This is a genomic window from Exiguobacterium sp. SH31 (genome assembly GCF_001816105.1).
Lineage (GTDB): Bacteria > Bacillota > Bacilli > Exiguobacteriales > Exiguobacteriaceae > Exiguobacterium > Exiguobacterium aurantiacum_A.
Genome location: NZ_LYTG01000091.1, coordinates 1 through 20,228 on the forward strand (window position 1 = coordinate 1; position 20,228 = coordinate 20,228).

22 protein-coding genes are annotated in these 20,228 nt (G+C 51.9%); 21 read left to right on the forward strand and 1 reads right to left on the reverse strand.

Annotation, left to right across the window (positions count from 1 at the left end; genetic code table 11):
- The first annotated feature begins 160 nt into the window (after positions 1 to 160).
- The 10 genes from A6395_RS12370 to A6395_RS12415 all read left to right on the forward strand — a co-directional run bounded on the left by A6395_RS12370 (position 161) and on the right by A6395_RS12415 (position 12,381).
- Positions 161 to 1,426 carry an extracellular solute-binding protein gene (locus A6395_RS12370; RefSeq protein WP_084813065.1) on the forward strand — a complete coding sequence of 422 codons (1,266 nt, stop codon included), beginning with the start codon at positions 161 to 163 and terminating at the stop codon, positions 1,424 to 1,426.
- A gap of 105 nt (positions 1,427 to 1,531) precedes the next feature.
- A complete protein-coding gene (locus tag A6395_RS12375) occupies positions 1,532 to 2,884 on the forward strand; it encodes a carbohydrate ABC transporter permease (protein ID WP_071399255.1) in 1,353 nt (450 codons plus the stop codon).
- A 1-nt stretch (position 2,885) separates the two neighbouring features.
- Positions 2,886 to 3,719: a sugar ABC transporter permease gene (locus A6395_RS12380; protein WP_071399256.1), complete on the forward strand. Its 834-nt coding sequence runs from the start codon at positions 2,886 to 2,888 to the stop codon at positions 3,717 to 3,719.
- 22 nt (positions 3,720 to 3,741) lie between these two features.
- Positions 3,742 to 5,253, forward strand: a complete 1,512-nt coding sequence (locus tag A6395_RS12385) for an alpha-amylase family glycosyl hydrolase (RefSeq protein ID WP_071399257.1) — start codon at positions 3,742 to 3,744, stop codon at positions 5,251 to 5,253.
- A 49-nt stretch (positions 5,254 to 5,302) separates the two neighbouring features.
- Positions 5,303 to 6,346 (forward strand): LacI family DNA-binding transcriptional regulator, encoded by a 1,044-nt coding sequence (locus A6395_RS12390; RefSeq protein ID WP_071399258.1) that lies wholly within the window; start codon positions 5,303 to 5,305, stop codon positions 6,344 to 6,346.
- Positions 6,347 to 6,580: 234 nt separating this feature from the next.
- The gene (locus A6395_RS12395; RefSeq protein WP_071399259.1) at positions 6,581 to 7,558 is read left to right on the forward strand and encodes a YsnF/AvaK domain-containing protein; all 978 of its coding nucleotides are present in this window, start codon (positions 6,581 to 6,583) and stop codon (positions 7,556 to 7,558) included.
- An 89-nt stretch (positions 7,559 to 7,647) separates the two neighbouring features.
- Positions 7,648 to 8,457: a YsnF/AvaK domain-containing protein gene (locus A6395_RS12400; protein ID WP_071399260.1), complete on the forward strand. Its 810-nt coding sequence runs from the start codon at positions 7,648 to 7,650 to the stop codon at positions 8,455 to 8,457.
- Entirely contained in the window at positions 8,457 to 8,864 is a 408-nt protein-coding gene (locus tag A6395_RS12405) for a general stress protein (protein WP_252100540.1), read from the forward strand. The genes A6395_RS12400 and A6395_RS12405 overlap by 1 nt, the downstream gene beginning before the upstream one ends.
- Before the next feature lie 225 nt (positions 8,865 to 9,089).
- On the forward strand, positions 9,090 to 11,387 hold the full coding sequence (locus A6395_RS12410; RefSeq protein ID WP_071399262.1) for a glycoside hydrolase family 65 protein: 2,298 nt from the start codon (positions 9,090 to 9,092) through the stop codon (positions 11,385 to 11,387).
- Positions 11,388 to 11,532: 145 nt separating this feature from the next.
- Positions 11,533 to 12,381 carry a YitT family protein gene (locus tag A6395_RS12415; RefSeq protein ID WP_071399263.1) on the forward strand — a complete coding sequence of 283 codons (849 nt, stop codon included), beginning with the start codon at positions 11,533 to 11,535 and terminating at the stop codon, positions 12,379 to 12,381.
- A gap of 51 nt (positions 12,382 to 12,432) precedes the next feature.
- Here the strand turns inward: A6395_RS12415 and A6395_RS12420 are convergent, their stop codons facing one another.
- Positions 12,433 to 13,245, reverse strand: a complete 813-nt coding sequence (locus A6395_RS12420) for a Cof-type HAD-IIB family hydrolase (protein ID WP_070327821.1) — start codon at positions 13,243 to 13,245, stop codon at positions 12,433 to 12,435.
- 164 nt (positions 13,246 to 13,409) lie between these two features.
- Between A6395_RS12420 and A6395_RS12425 the strand changes: the two genes are divergently transcribed.
- The 11 genes from A6395_RS12425 to A6395_RS12475 all read left to right on the forward strand — a co-directional run bounded on the left by A6395_RS12425 (position 13,410) and on the right by A6395_RS12475 (position 20,166).
- A complete protein-coding gene (locus A6395_RS12425; protein WP_070327820.1) occupies positions 13,410 to 13,604 on the forward strand; it encodes a YjzD family protein in 195 nt (64 codons plus the stop codon).
- Positions 13,605 to 13,672: 68 nt separating this feature from the next.
- Positions 13,673 to 14,092, forward strand: coding sequence for a thioredoxin family protein (locus A6395_RS12430; RefSeq protein ID WP_071399264.1), 420 nt, complete (start codon positions 13,673 to 13,675; stop codon positions 14,090 to 14,092).
- Positions 14,089 to 14,874, forward strand: a complete 786-nt coding sequence (locus tag A6395_RS12435) for a phosphatidylserine decarboxylase (protein WP_083273994.1) — start codon at positions 14,089 to 14,091, stop codon at positions 14,872 to 14,874. Before A6395_RS12430 ends, A6395_RS12435 begins: the two co-directional genes overlap by 4 nt.
- Before the next feature lie 139 nt (positions 14,875 to 15,013).
- A complete protein-coding gene (locus tag A6395_RS12440) occupies positions 15,014 to 15,640 on the forward strand; it encodes a YqeG family HAD IIIA-type phosphatase (RefSeq protein WP_070327818.1) in 627 nt (208 codons plus the stop codon).
- 133 nt (positions 15,641 to 15,773) lie between these two features.
- Positions 15,774 to 16,886 carry a ribosome biogenesis GTPase YqeH gene (gene yqeH / locus A6395_RS12445; RefSeq protein WP_016508207.1) on the forward strand — a complete coding sequence of 371 codons (1,113 nt, stop codon included), beginning with the start codon at positions 15,774 to 15,776 and terminating at the stop codon, positions 16,884 to 16,886.
- On the forward strand, positions 16,883 to 17,668 hold the full coding sequence (aroE, locus tag A6395_RS12450; RefSeq protein ID WP_071399265.1) for a shikimate dehydrogenase: 786 nt from the start codon (positions 16,883 to 16,885) through the stop codon (positions 17,666 to 17,668). The genes yqeH and aroE overlap by 4 nt, the downstream gene beginning before the upstream one ends.
- A gap of 5 nt (positions 17,669 to 17,673) precedes the next feature.
- The gene (yhbY, locus tag A6395_RS12455; protein WP_016508126.1) at positions 17,674 to 17,970 is read left to right on the forward strand and encodes a ribosome assembly RNA-binding protein YhbY; all 297 of its coding nucleotides are present in this window, start codon (positions 17,674 to 17,676) and stop codon (positions 17,968 to 17,970) included.
- Positions 17,967 to 18,536: a nicotinate-nucleotide adenylyltransferase gene (locus tag A6395_RS12460; protein WP_071399266.1), complete on the forward strand. Its 570-nt coding sequence runs from the start codon at positions 17,967 to 17,969 to the stop codon at positions 18,534 to 18,536. Before yhbY ends, A6395_RS12460 begins: the two co-directional genes overlap by 4 nt.
- Positions 18,526 to 19,083, forward strand: coding sequence for a bis(5'-nucleosyl)-tetraphosphatase (symmetrical) YqeK (yqeK, locus tag A6395_RS12465; RefSeq protein ID WP_071399267.1), 558 nt, complete (start codon positions 18,526 to 18,528; stop codon positions 19,081 to 19,083). Before A6395_RS12460 ends, yqeK begins: the two co-directional genes overlap by 11 nt.
- A gap of 10 nt (positions 19,084 to 19,093) precedes the next feature.
- Positions 19,094 to 19,441 (forward strand): ribosome silencing factor, encoded by a 348-nt coding sequence (rsfS, locus tag A6395_RS12470; RefSeq protein ID WP_070327814.1) that lies wholly within the window; start codon positions 19,094 to 19,096, stop codon positions 19,439 to 19,441.
- Positions 19,441 to 20,166 (forward strand): class I SAM-dependent DNA methyltransferase, encoded by a 726-nt coding sequence (locus A6395_RS12475; protein WP_071399268.1) that lies wholly within the window; start codon positions 19,441 to 19,443, stop codon positions 20,164 to 20,166. The genes rsfS and A6395_RS12475 overlap by 1 nt, the downstream gene beginning before the upstream one ends.
- The last annotated feature ends 62 nt before the right edge of the window (positions 20,167 to 20,228 follow it).

Below are 20,228 nucleotides of genomic sequence, written 5' to 3' on the forward strand. Positions count from 1 at the left end.
GTCTTGTAAAACGCTTACACAACTGTATAATAAAAATTGAGGTGAGGATGCAAACGTTTTCACTAAATGACTGATTTCGTAGCGGAGTTGATTAAAATCAGTCGTTTAGTACGTGTGCGCAAATCTGACCATACTAATTTCCTTGGGGAGGTTTTTCATCATGAAGATGAAAAAAATGGTAGCAGGACTTTCAACAGCAGTATTAGCATTCGGTGCACTTGCTGCATGTGGTGGTGGTACGGATAACGGTTCTACTAACGAAGGCGGTTCTACTAGCGAGAACAAGCCAGAAAAAATCGTAATTTGGGAAGATATTGAAAAGTCGGAAACGACGAAAGAAGTTGCGAAAGCGTTTGAAGAAGAACACGGCGTCGCAGTAGAAGTCGTCGAAGTTCAAATGACGGACCAAAAAGACAAGTTGGCGCTTGACGGCCCAGCTGGTAAAGGTCCGGATATCGTTCTCGTACCGCATGACCAAATCGGCACGATCGCTGACCAAGGTCACTTGGCACCGCTCGCTGACGAAGGTGCGCTCGAAGCGTTCACAGATGCTTCGAAATCGGCTGTCATGTTCGACGGACAAGCTTACGGCTATCCTAAATCAGTTGAAACACCAGTCCTCATGTACAACAAGGATTTGGTTTCAGAAGCTCCTGCTTCAATGGACGACCTTTACAAGTTGTCTACAGATCTTAAAGACAAAGGCGAGTACGGCTTCCTCGGTCTTTGGGATAACTTCTACTTCGCTCACGGTGTAGTTGCTGGCTTCGGCGGTTACGTCTTCAAAGAAGACGGCGGCGCGCTCGACCCAACCGACATCGGCTTGAACAACGAAGGCGCAGTTGAAGGATTCGACTACATCGGCAAATGGTACCAAGAAGGCCTCTTCCCTAAAGGATTGATCGGCGAGTCTGGCGGCCAAGCGATGGACCAACTCTTCACTGAGAAGAAAGCACACACAGTTATGAACGGACCTTGGGCTGTTGCTGGTTACGAAGATGCTGGCGTCAACCTCGGAGCGGCGGCAATGCCAACACTTCCGAACGGTGAGCCAATCAAGACGTTCATGGGTGTGAAAACATATGCACTCTCTGCTTACACTGAGAACCAAGAGTGGGCTGAAATGTTCCTCGCAGAACTTACAAATGAAGAGAACGCATTGAAAATGTTTGAAGCATACAACGAGATCCCACCGGTAGCAGCACTCGAGACGAATGAGACAATCACGGCGAACGAAGTTGCGAAAGCGGTATTCGATCAAGCGACAAATGCAATCCCAATGCCTAACATTCCTGAAATGGGACAAGTTTGGGAGCCAATGGCACAAGCGCTTCAGCTCGTAGCGACTGGCAAGCAAGATGCACAAAAATCAGCTGACGATGCTGTTAAAGTCATCGAGCAACAAATCCAAGCAAACAACCAATAAGGCTGTGAAATGACGGGGTACGCCACATGGCGTTCCCCATCATTTTCTGAAATTGAGCAAACGCTTGCTCGATTGATTTGCTCAAATTGAAAGGAGAAATTGAGGATGGCTTCAATTCCGAACCCAAAAACACCGGAACAACGACCGGACAAACCGACCAATCATGCTCGGAACGCCGCATTACTCTCGATCATTCCGGGAGCGGGGCAGTTCTATAACAACCAACGTGCGAAGGCGATTGCGTTCTTTATCGTCATCATGTCTTATTTTGCAGTAAACTACGATCTATTTTTCAAAGGGGCGGGCGCAGGACCTGGTGACCGTGGTGGCCTTTGGGGATTGATCACGCTTGGCGAAGTAGCAGGACCTCGTAACGACCACTCCATCTTCTTGATGGTAGAAGGTATTGTCGCAATAATTTTACTGTTCTTCGGTATCGCGTTCTACATTTGGAACATTCGTGACGCTTACCGAGTCGGTCGCATTCGTGATCAGCACCTAAACGTGCCAACGTTCCAAGTGCAACTTCGCAACTTGCGCGACCATGGATTCCCATACTTGATGTTGATCCCGTCGCTCATCTTGCTCGTCTTCACAGTCGTGTTGCCGCTGATCTTTACGTTCTTGATCGCGTTCACGAACTATCGTTACAACAACGCGCCACCGGCAAAACTCGTCGAGTGGATCGGGTTCGAAAACTTTACACGCATCTTTGAAATCGACATTTGGCGCGACACGTTCGTCGGCGTTCTCGGTTGGACGCTCGTCTGGACGGTCGCTTCAACGGTCGGTGTCATCGCGATCGGGATTTTCCTTGCCGTTCTGTTGAACCAAGAAGGACTTCGGTTCCGTCGCTTGTTCCGTTCAATCTTGATCTTGTCATGGGCCGTACCAGCGTTCATCACGATCTTAATTTTCCGCTCGATGTTCAACGAGTCGTTCGGTGTGTTCAATACGACAATCTTGCCGGCCTTTGGTCTCGATCCGATTAGCTGGATGACCGACCCGACAGCGACACGTAGTGCGCTCATCTTGATTCAATGGTGGCTCGGTTTCCCGTTCATCATGACGCTCATGACCGGTGTCTTGCAGTCGATCCCGGGCGACTTGTATGAAGCTGCGACGATTGACGGCGCGAACATCTTTGATAAGTTCCGTCTGATCACATTGCCGATGCTCTTGTTCGCAACAGCACCGATTCTCATCACGCAGTTCACGTTCAACTTTAACAACTTTAACATCATCTATCTCTTCAATGGTGGTGGGCCGGCTGTCCCAGGACAAACTGCCGGTGGTACCGACATCTTGATTTCATGGATTTACAAATTGTCGCTCGGGGCTAACCCGCAATACGGACTTGCGGCTGCGATCACGCTCATCTTGTCATTCTTCATCATGACACTAGCCGTCATCCAGTTCCGTCGGACAAAATCTTTCAAAGACGAGGATATGGTCTGATATGAAAAAACAAAAACGAATCAATTTGGCGTTCTCTTATGTCATCTTGACGCTTGCGTCGATCATTATTCTCTATCCGATGCTTTGGGTAGTAGGAACGTCATTTAACCCGGGTCGTACGATCACGTCAACGATCATCCCATCAAACCCAACGCTCATTCACTATAAAAACTTGTTTGATCTAACAATTTCGGATTATAGTTTATGGTATGTGAACACATTGAAGATTGCTTTCATCACGATGGCGCTCGCTGTAATTTTAGTTACGATTACTGGTTATGTGTTCTCGCGTTACCGTTTCGTCGGACGGAAGAACTCGCTCATCTTGTTCCTCGTCTTGCAGATGGTCCCGCAATTCGTTGCCATCATCGCGATTTTTGTGTTACTCAACATGCTCGGCCTTCTTGATACGCATACAGCGCTAATCTTGCTGTACGCCGGTGGGGCGATTCCGATGAACACGTACCTGGCGAAAGGTTACTTCGATACGATTCCGAAGGAGCTCGATGAGGCTGCTCGGATGGATGGTGCCGGTCACCTCCGTATCTTCTGGCAAATCATTTTGCCGCTCGCGAAGCCAATTGTCGCAACGATCGCCTTGTTCAACTTCATGGGCCCGTTCAACGACTTCATCTTGGCATCGCTCGTCCTTCGTACTCCTGAGAAGCAGACGCTAGCGGTTGGACTTTACAATATGATCTCGCGACAATTCGACAACAACTTTACGTTGTTCGCGGCAGGAGCCGTCCTTTCGGCCCTCCCGATCGTCCTCTTGTTCTTCATATTCCAACGTTACTTCGTCTCCGGTCTCACTGCGGGTGGTACGAAAGGTTAATACTCAAAAAGGGGGAAGCGATATGAGGCGAGGCGTCGTGCTCGTTCTCCTGTCGCTTCTTTTGTTTCCTACAATCGTCGGAGCGAAAGAAGCAGCAACATGGGAACAAGAACGCATGTACTTTATTATGGTCGACCGGTTCGTTGACGGGAATCCTGACAACAACGACCAAGTCGACAAGAATGATCCAAAAGCGTTTCACGGAGGCGACATTCAAGGTGTGATCGAGAAGCTCGACTACATCGAATCGCTCGGATTTACGTCGATTTGGTTGACGCCGGTGTTTCAGAACATGCCGGACGGTTACCACGGCTACTGGATCAAAGATTTTTATGACATCGATCCCCAGTTCGGGACGAAAGAAGATTTGCAAGAACTCGTCGATGAGGCGCATAAGCGCGATATGAAAGTCATTCTTGACTTCGTCGTCAACCATGTCGGTCCGAAACATCCATGGGTCGAGGAACGACCGGATTGGTTCCATGACGAGTTGCCGATCGTGCTCTGGCAAGACCAAGAGCAAGTCGAGACGCACTGGTTGTTCGACTTGCCGGACTTTAAAACGGAAGACCCTGAAGTGAAAGATTATTTGATCGACGCCGCTACTTATTGGATTGAAGAGACCGGCATCGATGGCTATCGACTCGATACGGTCCGCCACGTCGACAAACCGTTTTGGAAAGATTTTGTAGAAGCGGTGCGAGCAGTCGACCCTGACTTTTACTTGTTGGCCGAAGTGTTCGATCCGAATCCGCAATACGTCGCCGAATACGACGATTTAGGATTCAATAGCATCACGAACTTCACATTCTATGATCGCGTCTCGAAGACGATGACGCAAAAGCACGCCAACGTCGACGAAATCGATGTGGCGGCAAGCTATGCCCAGACATTTTTCAACGATCCGAACCAAATGGCGACGTTCCTAGACAACCATGATGTCGAGCGGTTCATGCACGTCGCTGGACTTGGTGGAGCCGAGTCGGCAGAACGGCGACTTCGCCTGGCACTGTTCACGCTCTATGCGTCGCCTGGTATGCCGATTTTATTTCAAGGGACAGAAAACGCACAAACCGGTGGGGCCGATCCGGCCAACCGGGTGATGACGGATTTCCCAGGGAATGAAGAGTTACATGAATACGTCGCGACGATGAACCGGATGCGGGAAGACTATCCCGTCTTCGCCACTGGAGAGCAACGGATGATTGCCTCGAAAGACGGCATGGCCGTGTTCGAGCGTCGTGACGGCGATGAGGTCGCCTTGTACGCCATCAATATGAACGATGAGGATACAGAGATTGAATTCGAGGTAAGCGAAGTCGGTGAAGATCAACGGCTCCGCGGTCTCTTGTTCTCACAACTTGTCACGGAAAAACGTGGCACGTTCACTATCAAGCTCGCTGGCGAAAGCGCCAACGCCTATGTCGTCGAAGAATCGGAAGTGAACATGTGGACGATTGGTCTGCTCGTCGTCGCGATTCCGCTGTTCTTGACGGGTCTGGTCATGTGGAAGCGCCGCAAGAGCGTGAGCTAAATACCCTGTCGCAGGGAACAATGAATTAACGGAAGCAAGGGGGAGCACCATGCAAATCACGATCAAAGATGTCGCAAAACACGCCAACGTCGCACCGTCGACAGTGTCCCGCGTCATCGCCAACAGTCCGCGAATTAGCCAGAAAACGAAAGAACGTGTTCGTAGTTCGATGGAAGAACTCGGGTACCATCCGAACATCCATGCAAGAAGTCTCGCCAACCGCTCGACACAATCGATTGGTCTTGTTATGCCGAGCGCGGCGACGAAAATCCTTCAAAATCCGTTCTTCCCGGAAGTGTTGCGCGGAATCAGTACGAAAGCCCATCAAAACGGTTATTCGCTGTACATGACGACCGGCGTGACCGAAGAAGAAGTGCTGTCGGGTGTCATCGAGATGGTCCAAGGTCGCCGGGTCGACGGTGTCATCGTCCTGTATTCACGTGAAGACGATAAAGTCGTCCAATATTTGCGCCAGACGAAGTTCCCGTTCGTCGTCGTCGGGAAGCCGTTCGGGGACGCCTCGTCGATCACGTACGTCGATACGGACAACTACTTGGCTGGCCGTGAAGTGACGAAGCACTTGTACAACCTCGGTCACCGCCGCATCGCCTTCATTGGCGGATCGGATAAATTGGCCGTCACCCAAGACCGTCGCAACGGGTACGCGACGGCGCTTATGGAAGCCGGGATCCCGGTGCGGGAAGACTACATCGCCCGTGCCGAGTTCATGACGAAAGGCGGCGCTAAAGCGGTCCGGGAGTTGCTTCACGTCGATGAGCCACCGACGGCTGTCGTCGTCAGTGATGACATGATGGCGCTCGGTGTTATCAGCACGCTCAGTGAGATGGGTTTGAGAATCCCTGAAGACGTCGCTGTCGTCAGTTTCAACAACGTCTATATCGCCGAACATTCGAATCCGCCGCTCACGTCAGTCGAGATCAACATCTTCGGTCTCGGTTTCGAGGCGACGAACTGCCTGATCGAACAGATCGGCGATAGTGCACCACCGTACGGGAAACGTGTCATCGTCCCGCACTATCTAGTCGTCCGCCAGTCGTGTGGTCAAAAAAAGAATAGCCATGCGGCTGAATGAGTTGAAACCTTCCGTTTTCGTGCGGAAGGTTTTTTTGTGCGGATTCTGATGCATATAAAGGAAGAACGTTCAATCCGGCAAAAGTCATGGCGTTACAAACAGATTACAGTTGTGCGAGAAGCGGTTGAAAACAAAGCGCGAGGGAACACTTATATTACCGGCAGAATAGCAAATCACGATAGAGCAGCCCGGCCAATAACCAAAAAATATAGAATTTGAAAGGGAGATACAATCATGGATAACAAACGTTACGTAGGGACTTACTATCAAGAATCAGAGCTTGTTTCGAAAATTGATGAACTTCGCGCGGCGGGACACCGCGAGGACGACCTGTACGTTGTTGTAAAAGATAAATCGAACCTTTCGATGGTTCGCGGCGAAACGGATGCAGAAGTAAAAGAAACGAAAGCATCGTGGCTCGATCGCTTCTTTGGAGTCGCAGACGGCGGCGATGAAGTGCGCCATACGTTTGATAAACTCGGCTTCTCAGAAGAAGAGACGGCACGCCATCATCAAGATATCGAAAACGGCGGCTTCGTCTTGTTATTAGATACAGACGACGGCGTCTTGGACAACGGTCGCAACGACACGTTCGAAGGCGGTCGCACGTCAGCGGGCTATGGTTCTGAAGGGAACGAGGCTGGAAACATGACGGCACGTGACCCGCTAACAGCGGCAGGAACAGGTGTCGGAGCAGCCGGCACTGGGCTTGACGCGACGGGAACGAATCATGATTCGACGCGTCACCATGACATGGACGAGGACATTCGCAACCGCACCGATTTGACGGACGAGCAAAAACTTCAACTACACGAAGAGCGTCTCCAAATCAATAAAGAACGCGTTCAGACCGGTGAAGTCCGAGTCGAAAAAGAAGTCGTTGAGCACGAAGAACGGGTCGACGTCGAAGTCGAGCGTGACGAAGTGTACGTCGAACGACGTCAAGTCGACGGAGACCGTGAAGCGACGGGACATTCGTTCGATGCGACAACAGACCGCGACGAGATTCGTGTACCAGTCACAGAAGAGCGCGTCGACGTCACGAAGAAAGACGTCGTGGCCGAAGAAATCGTCGTCGGCACAGACAAAGTGAAAGATACAGAGACGGTACGCGAGACGCTTCGTAAAGAAGAAGCCCATATCGAAGGCGAAAACAGCCATCGGAAACATGACGCTGACCATACGCGCCGTGATGAGCGCGACCGGATCTAATTGGATGACCAAGCACCTCGACAAGGATGGCTCTCTCTGAGGGACCATCCTTTTTTTCGCCAATTCATCTTACAGGAGGAACGAATGTTATGAAACATGCCATCATCTCTGAAGTATTTGACCAGCCCGAGGTGTTGCTCAAGCGGACGGTCGATTTGAAGCAAGAAGGATATAAAGAAGAAGACATGTATGTCTTCGTCAAACGAACTGAGACGGCTGACGCCATCCGACGCCATTCAAAACTATACGTACTCGTCGCGGATGAGCCGGATACGGTGGCGTCTCTCGTCACGTCAAGCGAACGGCCGATCGAGCGCTGGCTCAGCAGTATGCGGTTGACGCGCGAGCAGCGGGAACGATTCGTGGGTGAAGTCGAGCGAGGGCGGTTGTTCCTTTATGTCGACGCGGATCAAAACGAGGAGATGGCGGACATTAAACGATCGCCGCGCGCCACTTCCAAGGAGCACGAAGAACAGACGCTTGAACTGCACGAAGAGCGACTCGCGGTTGAAAAAGAAACGGTGCAGACGGGGGAACTCGTCATCGACAAGCATGTAACCGAGACTGAACAGACGATTGAAGTACCCGTTCGGAGGGAACACTTACATGTAGAGCGCCATGCTGGTTCTGAAGATGTGATTGAAGACTACGACTTCGACAAACCCGGCATCCGGACGATTGACGAAGGGGACCAGCTACGTATCCAAGTCATCGAAGAGCGCGCCTTCATCGTCAAGCGTCCGGTCGTAGTCGAAGAGATCATCGTCCGCAAGCAAGTGAATGAAGATACGAAGACGGTCACCGAGACGCTCCGTAAAGAAGAGATTGATATTAGGCAAGTAGGACAAGGCAAGATCACGATCGAGGACAATCCAACATCTAGAAAGGATGATAAATGATGAGTAACAAACGATTTGTTGATACGTACAAAGACGAGGCGGCACTCGTCTCAAAGATTGATCAACTGAGCCAAGACGGGTACGACGAGAAAGACCTTTACGTCGTCACGAGAGACAAGGACAACGTGTCGCTCGTCAAACGGAACACTGATGCGAAAATCGAGGAAGCGAACGCTTCTTGGATGCAGAAGTTCGCGGGCGTCGCCGAAGGAGAGCAGGAAGTGAAACGGGCGCTCCTCGATCTCGGTTTGGCCGATGACGACGTCAACAAAGCGTACGGGGACATTTTGGACGGTGGGTATGCCCTCATTCTTGATGAGCCTGATACCGGGTTCAACGATGGTGACAACCCGGCCTTTGAAGGTCATGAAGCGAACGCCGCATTCGGTCGCGATTCAGACGTGTGATACAGACATACCTACTTTGGCCCAATGTGCCAGGGTAGGTTTTTTTGTCGTTTCAAAAGTGACGAAAAAAAGAAAGAAAAACTTTTATGCAAACGATTGCATTCTCTGTATAGTCGTGTAAAATGAGAGGTGAGATTAAAATACAGCGCTTTCATAGACAAGCGGTTGCACGATTCGGTTGTCTACTGACAAGTAGCCTTGTAGAGAAAAAGGAGTGGCAGACAGATGAAACGATTGTTTGCAGTCGACGAATGGAAAGTAACGGAAGAAGGACTTCACCCGAACGAGAACCGTCTCGCAGAATCGATCACCTCGCTCGGTAACGGGCACATGGGGATGCGCGGGAATTTTGAAGAAGATTATTCAAATGATACGCACCAAGGATTTTACGTGGCGGGCGTCTATTATCCCGATAAGACGCGTGTCGGTTGGTGGAAGAACGGATATCCAGAATACTTCGCCAAAGTATTGAACGCGACGAACGTGGCCGGCCTGCGTGTCGCGATCAACGGGACGCCTGTTGACTTGGCGAAGTGGGAAGTCAAAGGCTTCACACGCGAACTCGATATGCAGCGTGGTGTTCTCACACGGACGTTCACGCTCGTGAACGGAGCCGAGGAGACGAACGTCGAAGTCGTCCGCTTCTTCTCGATCGTCGACAAAGAAATTTTGGCGATTCGCTACAACGTCACGCCGGTGAACTATGAAGCGAAAATCGAATTCACTCCTTATCTAGACGGGGACGTCGTCAACGAAGACTCGAACTACGATGAGAAATTCTGGTTGCCGGTCGAACATGGCGTCGAAGAACGGTTCGGTTTCGTCACGACAAAAACGAAGAAACTTGATTGGCATGTCACGGCGTCGATGATCGCTGACGTCGAAGGTGCACGCTGTGAAGTTCTCGATGCTACCGACCTCTACGTCGCTAACCGTTTCACGGTCAAAGCGGCAGCGGGTGAGACGGCAACGGCGTACAAGTACGTCTCGGTCGTCACGAACCGTGACCACGAAATTGACAATTTGCAAGGAGTCGGTATGCAGCGCGTCGAAGCCGCGTTCGAAAAAGGGTTCGAGACGCTCTTGGCAGAGCAGACGGAAGCTTGGCTCGCTCGTTGGGAAAACGCGGACGTCCGCATCGACGGCGACGCGGAAGCGCAACAAGGCATCCGTTTCAACATCTTCAACATGTATCAAACGTATACGGGCGAAGACTCACGTCTCAACATCGGACCGAAAGGGTTCACGGGCGAGAAGTATGGCGGCGCCACGTATTGGGACACGGAAGCGTATTGTCTCCACTTTTACTTGGCGACGACGAAGCCGGAAGTGTCGTGGAACTTGCTCAAATATCGTCACAATCAATTGCCGCAGGCGAAAGAGAACTCGGTCAAAAACGTCGGGATGAAGGGCGCCTTGTATCCGATGGTGACGATGAACGGGGAAGAGTGCCATAACGAGTGGGAGATCACCCATGAAGAGATTCACCGGAACGGTGCGATCGCCCACGCGATCTTCAACTACACGAACTTCACGGGCGATAAGTCGTACCTTGGACAATACGGACTTGAAGTGTTGGTCGAGATCTCGCGTTACTGGGCCAGCCGCGTTAACTTTGTACCACACAAAGACGTGTACATGATCCTAGGCGTCACAGGTCCGAACGAATACGACAACAACGTCAACAACAACTGGTACACGAACTTGATCGCCGCTTGGACGCTCGAGTACACGCAAGAAGTGTACAACTACTTGAAAGAAGCAGAACCGGCACGACTCGACGAGTTGACAGCAACGCTCAACTTGACGGATGCGGAACTCGCGAAGTGGGCTGATATCCAAACGAAGATGTACTATCCGAAAGACGACCTCGTCCCGGACGTGTTCATGCAGCAAGACGGGTTCATGGATAAAGAGCAAATCTTAGTGAAAGACCTTGATCCGAAACACTTGCCACTTAACCAAAATTGGTCGTGGGACCGCATCCTCCGTTCGAACTTTATCAAGCAGGCGGACGTGCTCCAAGGCCTGTACACGTTCAGCGACCGCTTCACGCTCGAGCAAAAACGTGCGAACTTCGACTTCTATGAGCCGCGTACGGTGCATGAGTCGAGCTTGTCGCCTTGTGTCTACTCGATCGTGGCAGCTGAAGTCGGTTATGAAGACAAAGCGGTCGAGCTGTACCAACGCTCAGCCCGACTCGACCTTGATAACTACAACAACGATACAGAAGACGGTCTTCACATCACATCGATGGTCGGTTCGTGGATGGCGATCGTCCACGGCTTCGCAGGGATGCGCGCCCTCGAGACCGAGCTCACGTTCAGCCCGATGATCCCGAAAGATTGGGCCGGCTATTCGTTCAACGTGCTCTGGCGCGGCCATCACTTGACGGTCACATCGACACGTGAGCAAGTGACGATCAAACAGACAAATGGAACGGACGTTACGATTCGTGTGTACGGAAACACGGTAACGGTTCCAGCGAATGATTCATTGACGATCGAGACAGTGAAAGCGTGACCAAACGTATCAGGTCAACAAGTCGGCTTCGGCCGGCTTGTTTTTTTGCCATGGGTGCTAGCACATCACTCTATTTTTGTTGTAGGCATGGCTTTGAATGTATGTTATCTTGATGCTTAGCTAATTTTGAAAGGGGAGACAGAACTTGACGGAATCCGTTAAAGAACACGCGCGCATCGGGATTGTTTCGATCATCGGGGGAGTGTTCGTTGCATTATCCATGACATTATTCTTAATCCCGGCGGGGGTTTACTCGACTGGGTTTACGGGCTTGGCCCAAATTTTCACGACCTTATTTGCCGGTACGCCGTTTGAGCTCGGTGAAGGCATTTGGTTCTTCATCTTGAACGTACCGCTCTTGATTGTCAGTTATTTTATGCTCGGAAAGAACATGATGATCCATACGTTGATCAGCGTCGCCTCGGTCACCTTGTTCATTCGCGTGCTTCCGCAAACACCTCTCCTCTCGGACGATCCGCTGTTGAACGCCGTCTTCGGCGGGGTCTTGCTCGCCATCGGGTCAGGCATCACGATTCGGTTCGGTGCCTCGACCGGAGGGTTTGATATCGTCGCCCTCATCCTAGCGAAGTTCACGAACAACTCGGTCGGCGTCTACTTGTTCCTCATGAACATGATGATCGCGCTTTGGGCCGGTGCTTTGTTCGGATGGCCTACGGCGCTGTATACGATCGTCTTCTTGTATGTGACGTCGAAAGTCATCGATGAGATTTATACGAACACGCAGCGGCAGACGCTCTTCATCGTCACGAATCATCCGGACGAAGTGACGCAAGAGTTGCACCAACACGTGTTCCGCGGCATCACGCTCATGCCGGCGATCGGTACGTATTCGAAAGTCGAGAAAGCGACGCTCATGATGGTCGCCCAACGCCACGAAGTCCGTGAGATCACACGTATCTGCAAAGATGCCGATTCACACGTCTTTATTAACGTCGTTCCGACTGAAGACGTTGAAGGGGCGTTCCGACGCTAAACAATTTAGAAACGTCAAAAAACCCGCTGAACGGTTTTCAGCGGGTTTTTGTTATGATTTGATGCCAAATTTCTCTTCGAGGTAGATGGCGATGCCGTCATCCATGTTCGAAGCGGTCACTTCGTTGGCGACGACTTTGAGCTGGCTGATGGCGTTGCCCATCGCGACGCCCGTGCCGACGTAGTCGAGCATTTCGAGGTCGTTCTCTTCATCGCCGAACGCGATGATGTTCTCACGGCTAATGTTCAAGTGCTTCGATACTTCGCGAAGGCCGAGCGCCTTCGATGTATTTTGGCTCATGACTTCGATCATATGCTCGGGCATACGCCATTGACGGTTCAAGACGGCTTCGGCGTGCACTTTGTTCAAGCTGGCCCGGACGTTGTCGACGTGTTCTTTCGTCGCGTGAATCAAAAGCGACGTCGGCTCGTCTTGCAAGTGCTTGAGCAAGTCACCCGATGTGACGCTGAGTGCCCGTTCGGCGTAGGGACCGTAAAATTCTTGCGGGTCTTTATGGAAATAGACGTGGTCGGTCACTTCGACGACGATGTTGTGTGCTTTCGTCTCCGATACTTCTTCGATGATGTCGTGTGCTGTTTTAAGTGGGATCGGACGGTGTGTGACCGCGTAGGACGTATCTTTCGGGTGATGGACGAGCGCTCCGTTGAAATTGATCAAAGGCGTCGTCAAGCCGAGTTGTTCATAATACATGATCGAGTGGCGATGGGGCCGTCCTGTTGCGATCATGACTTCATGGCCGGCATCACGAGCCGCTTGAAGAGCGCGGATGTTCCGTTCGCTGATCGTCTTGTCATCTCGTAACAACGTACCGTCTAAATCGACTGCGATTAAATAACGTGACATAAGTCATCCTCTTTTCTACATTGTGTACTATTTCTCTGACCGTACCATATTTCACGTTTCGACGGAAAGAATATACAATCGAGGTCGCATATTGTGCAGCAACAATGATATACTATTGCCGTATGGAATTTTATGAATCATCTGTGAGATGGAGGGGACTTTCGATGCGTTACTTAGTCACATTGTTCTGGGCGATCTTGCTTTCGAATACAGCAGTCTTTATCATTTCAGCTGTCGATGGCGTGACGTTCAATGCGGTGCTCGCAACAGCCTTTGGCGTGGTCATCACAATCTTTATCGCGCTCTTGGATACACTTAACCAAGACATGGGAATCAACGACGTCGCCCAAGAAAAGTAAGACGTCCACAACCAAACTGGCTCATATCCGAGTCAGTTCTTTTTATACACATTTAGGAGGGATCGACCATGAAAAACAGTGCCAAACGCGCCAACTTCATTACGTTCGCCATCATCGGTGCCATCATCGTGATCGGGATCGCGCTCTTATTCTTCTTGAATAATGCGAATGAAGAGACCGGCGTCAACGCCGTGTCAGCGAACGAGCTCGAACAGAAAATTGACGAAGAAGAAGAGGTCGTCGTCTATTTCTGGCAGACGGGTTGCGAATATTGTGAGCAAGTCAAACCGTATGTCGAACCACTCATCGAGGAGTATGACGCGGTCTCGATCAACTTGGCCGATCATGACGTCTGGACGACCTATGGCATTAACGGAACACCAACGATGATTCGTTTTAAAGACGGTCAAGAAACGGGTCGTGTCGAAGGGGCCGTCTCGGAACAACAATACGAAACGTTCTTTAAAAACGAGGAGGCCGCACAGTGATCAAAAGCCGCTTGTATCAGACGTTGTTTGAATTGAATGCGACACCGTTCATCGCCAAGCGGCTCCGTCAGTTCGCCGAGTCGAAAGCGAGCCGCGCGTTCATCCCGTCGTTCGCGAAAACGTATCAAATCGATATCGCTGAAGCGGCAGAGCCGATCGACGCCTATCCGAGTCTGCACGCCTTTTTCACGCGCCACTTGAAAGACGGGGCGCGCCCGATCGATGCAAACACGGACACGGTCGTATCACCGTGCGACGGACAGCTGTCGATCGTGTCCGCCATAACAGACGAGAGTCGGTTTGAAGTGAAGGGGCAGTCGTATACGCTCGCCGAGATGCTCGGTTCACAGTCAGAGGCGAGACGGTATGCCGGCGGGACGGTTTGCGTGCTCTACTTGAGCCCGCGTGACTACCACCGTGTCCATGTCCCGCTCGCGGGCCGAGTGCTCAGCCATTACGAGCTCGGCGACCGTTCGGCGCCGGTGAATGAACTCGGTTTGACGGAGACGGTCCGCCCGTTGTCACGTAACTATCGCCGTGTCACGCGCTTTGAGAGCGTGGCCGGACGTTACGAGCACATCATGGTCGGCGCTTTGAACGTCAATACAATCGAATGGACCCATGACGGCGAACGTGTCGATAAAGGGGCCGAGGTCGGTTACTTCTCGTTCGGCTCGACCGTCATCCTCTGTTTTGAGAAAGATCGTGTCGTCATCGACCCGGCGAAAATTGGTCCGGTCCGGCTCGGTGAAGTCATCGGTTCGATTCAATCGAACGCGTGACTGGTAAGTGAATAGACAACAATTTTCTGGCCGGTCAAACGAGACACTAGTCGTTTGGCCGGTTTTCGTATAACATAGAAGGGATATCAATACTTGTATAAGCTGTTGAATCGCTTTAGCTAATTGGAGGAATACAAACGTGTTTAATCGACTTTATCCGAAACAGTTCGTCGCGTCAGTATTTGACATCGACCTTGAAGACTTGAAAGACCGTGGTGTCCGCGTCATTTTGACGGACCTTGATAATACACTCGTGGCCTGGGACGTCCCGCACGCACCTGAGCTTCTTTTGCTATGGCTCGAGAAAGTGAAATCACATGGACTCGATGTCATCGTCGTCTCGAATAATAACGAGAACCGCGTGCGCACGTTTACGGAACCGCTCGGTCTTCATTATGTGGCGCGTGCGAAAAAACCGTTGCCGTCTGGGTTCAAGCAAGCACTTGCCAAGTACGGCTATTCAACCAAAGAAGCGATTTTCTTAGGCGATCAAATCTTCACCGACGTGCTCGGCGCCAATATGGCAGGCATTCACGTCGTTCACGTGCAGCCTGTCGTCAAGACGGACGGTCTCGTCACGAAGTTCAATCGCATGCTGGAGAAAGTCGTATTCGCGCATATGAAGCGTCGCGGGAAGTACGTGTTGATCACGAAAAAAGTGGAGGAAATCGCAGTCGATGCGAAGCGGGCCAAAGTGGCCGTCGCTGAAAAGATCGGCGAGGCGATGCACTCACGTTCAGAAGATTCACATAAAAAAGATAAATAAGGGCCTCGAACGCATAGGAAGAAGGAGGCTGTCTTGTACGGCGCGTAAGACGTCGGAATTAACGCTTCAGGAGTAGCGGCGAGGCGCTACGAAGAATGAAGAAGAGGAAACTTAAAGGACAGCACATACGAATATGGAAGAAACGAAACGTTATTGCGCCGGTTGCGGCGTTCTCATTCAAACAGAAGACCCGACAGCAGTCGGTTATGCACCAAAATCGGCACTGGATCGTGAGATCGTCATATGCCAACGCTGCTTCAAATTGAAGCATTACAACCAGATCCAAGACGTCGAATTGACGGACGATGACTTCTTGCGCATCTTGAACGGAATCAGCGCCAAAGAAGCGCTCGTCATCAAAATCGTCGATATTTTTGATTTCAACGGAAGCTGGCTCCCGGGACTTCAACGTTCGGTCGGATCGAACGATGTCTTGTTAGTCGGGAACAAAGTCGATCTACTGCCGAAGTCGGTCAACCCGAACCGAATGGCGAACTGGATGAAGACCGAGGCGAAAGAACTTGGTTTGACGCCGGTCGATGTCCATTTGATCAGCGCTAAAAAAGGTCACGGCATCGACGAACTAGCAGAGAAGATCGAGTACTATCGCAAAGGGAAAGACGTCTACGTCGTCGGTTGTACGAATGTCGGGAAATCGACACTCATCAACCAAATCATCAAGCGCTTCGGTGCTGAAGATGAAGCAATCATCACCGTCAGTCATTTCCCGGGAACGACGCTCGACTTGATCGACGTCCCGCTCGACGATGATGCGAACCTGTACGATACGCCAGGGATCATCAACCGCCATCAAATGGCGCATTACGTCGACGCGCGCGATTTGAAGACGATCACACCTAAAAAAGAGATCAAGCCGCACGTGTTCCAATTGAACCCGCAGCAAACACTCTTCTTTGGTGGTCTGGCTCGTCTCGATTATCTGGAAGGCAATAAACGTTCATTCGTCGTCTACATGTCGAACGAGTTGAAGACACACCGGACGAAGCTCGACAAAGCAGATGAGCTTTATGAAAACCATATCGGCAAAATGCTTAACCCGCCGAACGAGAAGACGTTGCAATTGTTGCCGCCGCTCGTGCGTCATGAATTTAGTCTCCGTGACGGCGTCAAGACGGATATCGTCTTTAGCGGACTCGGTTGGGTCGCCATCCACGGAAAAGGTGGACGGATTGCCGCTTGGGCACCAAAAGGAGTCGTCGTCACATTACGCGAGGCGCTCGTATGAGACTGGCCGTCATCGGTCACCCAATCGCTCATTCGCTCTCTCCCTCCCTGCACGAGCAGTGGCTGAGAGCGTCTGGGCTTTTCGGGCGGTATGACGCGCTCGACGTTACAGCGGACGAGCTCGCCCCGTTGTTTCAGGCGATGCGGGATGGGGACTATGACGGGTTCAACGTCACGATCCCGTACAAGGAAGCGGTCATCCCGTTGTTAGACGACTTGGAGGACTCAGCCAAGTCGGCCGGTGCCGTCAACACCGTCTATAAGCGGGACGGACGTTTGATCGGCGCGAACACGGACGGCGTCGGTCTTGTGACCGCACTCGACCCGTACACCGACTGGTCTGGTCGTGTGCTCGTCATCGGGGCGGGTGGAGCGGCCCGCGGGATCATCAGCGCGTTGCCGACCCGAAACGTCACGGTCACGAACCGGACGATCGACCGGGCCGAGCGTCTCGCGAAGACGTTCGGCATCGAGTCACAACCGCTCGGTGATGTCGACGTCGCCCGCTACGACGTCATCATCCAAACGACATCGGTCGGCATGGATGGAGTACAATCCCCGCTTCCGTTAAATGGATTACGACAAAACACCGTCATTTGTGATATCATATATCGTCCACTCGTCACACCGTTTTTAAGCGACGCCACAATCCGAGGCGGTAAAACCGTGAACGGGACTGCCATGTTCGTCGGGCAGGGAGCGTTGGCGTTCGAACGCTGGACAGGTGTGAAACCGGATCAAATTGTCGGAATGAAGTTAATTGAAAGCTTATTGGAGGAATAAAAATAATGTTATCAGGTAAACAGAAGCGATTTTTACGCGCCGAGGCACACAACCTCTCGGCCATCTACCAAGTCGGAAAAAACGGCGTCAGTGAAGCGATGTGCAAAGACATCGGCGATGCGCTCGAAAAGCGTGAACTGTTAAAAGTCCAAGTTCTTCAAAACTGTCTCGACACGCCGAAAGACGTGGCTGGAGAGTTGGCTGAAGGAACGAAGGCAGAAGTCGTTCAAGTCATTGGAAAAGTCATCGTCTTGTACAAACAGGCGAAAGAGAAAGAGAATCGCCAAATCAAGCTTCCATGAGTCGCATCGGGCTGATGGGGGGCACGTTCGACCCGCCTCATCTCGGTCATCTGTTGATCGCCGAGCAGGCGAGAGAACAACTCGAGCTCGACGAGGTCTGGTTCTTACCGGCAGCGATCCCGCCCCATAAGGCCGGGTTCAGCCGGGCGGACGACCGGATCGAGATGACGCGGCGGGCCATCTCCGGTCACCCGGATTTCAAGCTCAACTTGATCGAGTTCGAACGAGCTGAACCGTCATACACGGTCGAGACGATGAAACGGTTGCGGGAGCAGTATCCGGCTGACACGTTCTTCTTCTTGATCGGAGCAGACTCGCTCGATGCGCTCGAGAAGTGGCACGATTATGAGACGCTGACTACGCTCGTGACGTTCGGTGCGGTCGCACGGCCCGGAAGTCGTTACCGGATCCCGAGCCGAGCTGACGTCCGTACGATCGACATGCCGCAGCTTGAGATCTCGTCGACCGACATTCGGGAACGCACGAAGCGGAACAAGTCGATCACGTATCTCGTCCCGTCTGAAGTCGAAACTTATATCAAGGAGCACGATTTGTATGACGTATGAACAGGCACAGGCATTGATTGAACGAACGTTGCCTGAGAAACGGTACATCCATACGCTCGGTGTCGTCGAGACGGCAGAACGTCTCGCCCGAACGTATGGAGAGGACGTGGACCAGGCCCGGCTCGCGGCAATGTTGCACGATTATGCGAAGTACCATGACCGTGACGAGATGCGTCAAATCGTCTTAGACGAGCATCTCGACCCGTTGTTGCTCGAGTTTGATGACGAACTGCTTCATGCGCCGGTCGGAGCGGTCTTGTTAGACCGCGCCTACGACCTCGACGCTGAAGTCATATCGGCCATCAAAAACCACACGACCGGCGAACCTGGCATGGCGCGCCTCGATCAAATTTTATTTGTCGCGGATGCGATTGAACCGAATCGTCGGTATCCCGGTGTCGACGTGTTGCGCGATTTGGCAGACGTTTCACTTGAAGCGGCCGTCGTCGCGACACTGCGCCATACGATTAACTATTTATTGAAGAAGTCGGTGCGGATTTTCCCGCAGACGATTACGACATATAACTATTATTTGAACACACCTTAGGAGGGTCTATATGACTGTAAAAGAAGAACTTGAATTGATTGTAAAAGCTGTTGACGATAAACGTGGGGAAGACATCGTCGTCCTCGACATGGAAGGTATCTCACCGATCGCCGATTATTTCGTCATCTGCCACGGTAACTCAGAGAAGCAAGTCGAAGCGATCGCACGTGAAATCAAAGACGTGGCGGGCGAGAACGATTTGCCGCTTAAAAAATTCGAAGGCATGGACTCGGCACGTTGGGTGCTCGCTGACCTTGAAAACGTCGTCGTCCACATCTTCCACCGTGACGACCGTGACTACTACAACCTCGAAAAATTATGGGCTGACGCGCCGCACGTCGACGTGGAAGTCGGCTAATGACGTACGAAGGGTTCGCCTACGTATACGATGAGTTGATGAAAGATGCCCCGTACGCGGATTGGGTCGCGTTCGTGCGGCGCCACGTCGCGGACGGTGCATCGCTTGCCGACGTCGGATGCGGGACGGGCTCAGCGACGATCCGGCTGGCCGAGCATTACGACACGATCGGTCTCGACTTATCCGAGTCGATGCTCGAAGTCGCCCAAGAGAAAGCGCTCGAAGCGGGCGTCACGCTGCCGCTCTGGCAACAAGACATGCGTGAGCTCGAACTGCCGGCTCCGGTCGATGCCGTGACGATCCTTTGTGACTCGCTCTGCTACCTTGCAGACGAGGCCGACGTCGTCGACACGTTCGAGGCGGTATATGAGCAACTGAAGCCGGGCGGGACGTTCATCTTTGACGTCCATTCACCGAACAAGATGGAGACGCTTTTCAACCAGAAGACGTACGCGTCGAACGGGGAAGACTGTTCTTACATCTGGTTCGCTGACCCGGGCGAGAAGCCGCTCTCGGTCATCCACGATTTGACGTTTTTCGTCGCGCTCGAGGATGGCGCGTACGAACGCGTCGAAGAGACGCACGAACAGCGGACGTATGAGCCAGGGCAGTATATGCAATGGCTCATCGGTGCCGGCTTCCACGTGAAATCGGTCACGGCCGACTTCACGGATCAAGCTCCGGGCCAAAACGCCGAACGAATTTTCTTCGTCGCCCAGAAATAAACGAGACCCCATCGCGAGAAGTGATATGCTCCCCAATAGGTAGACAGATGAAATAACAAATC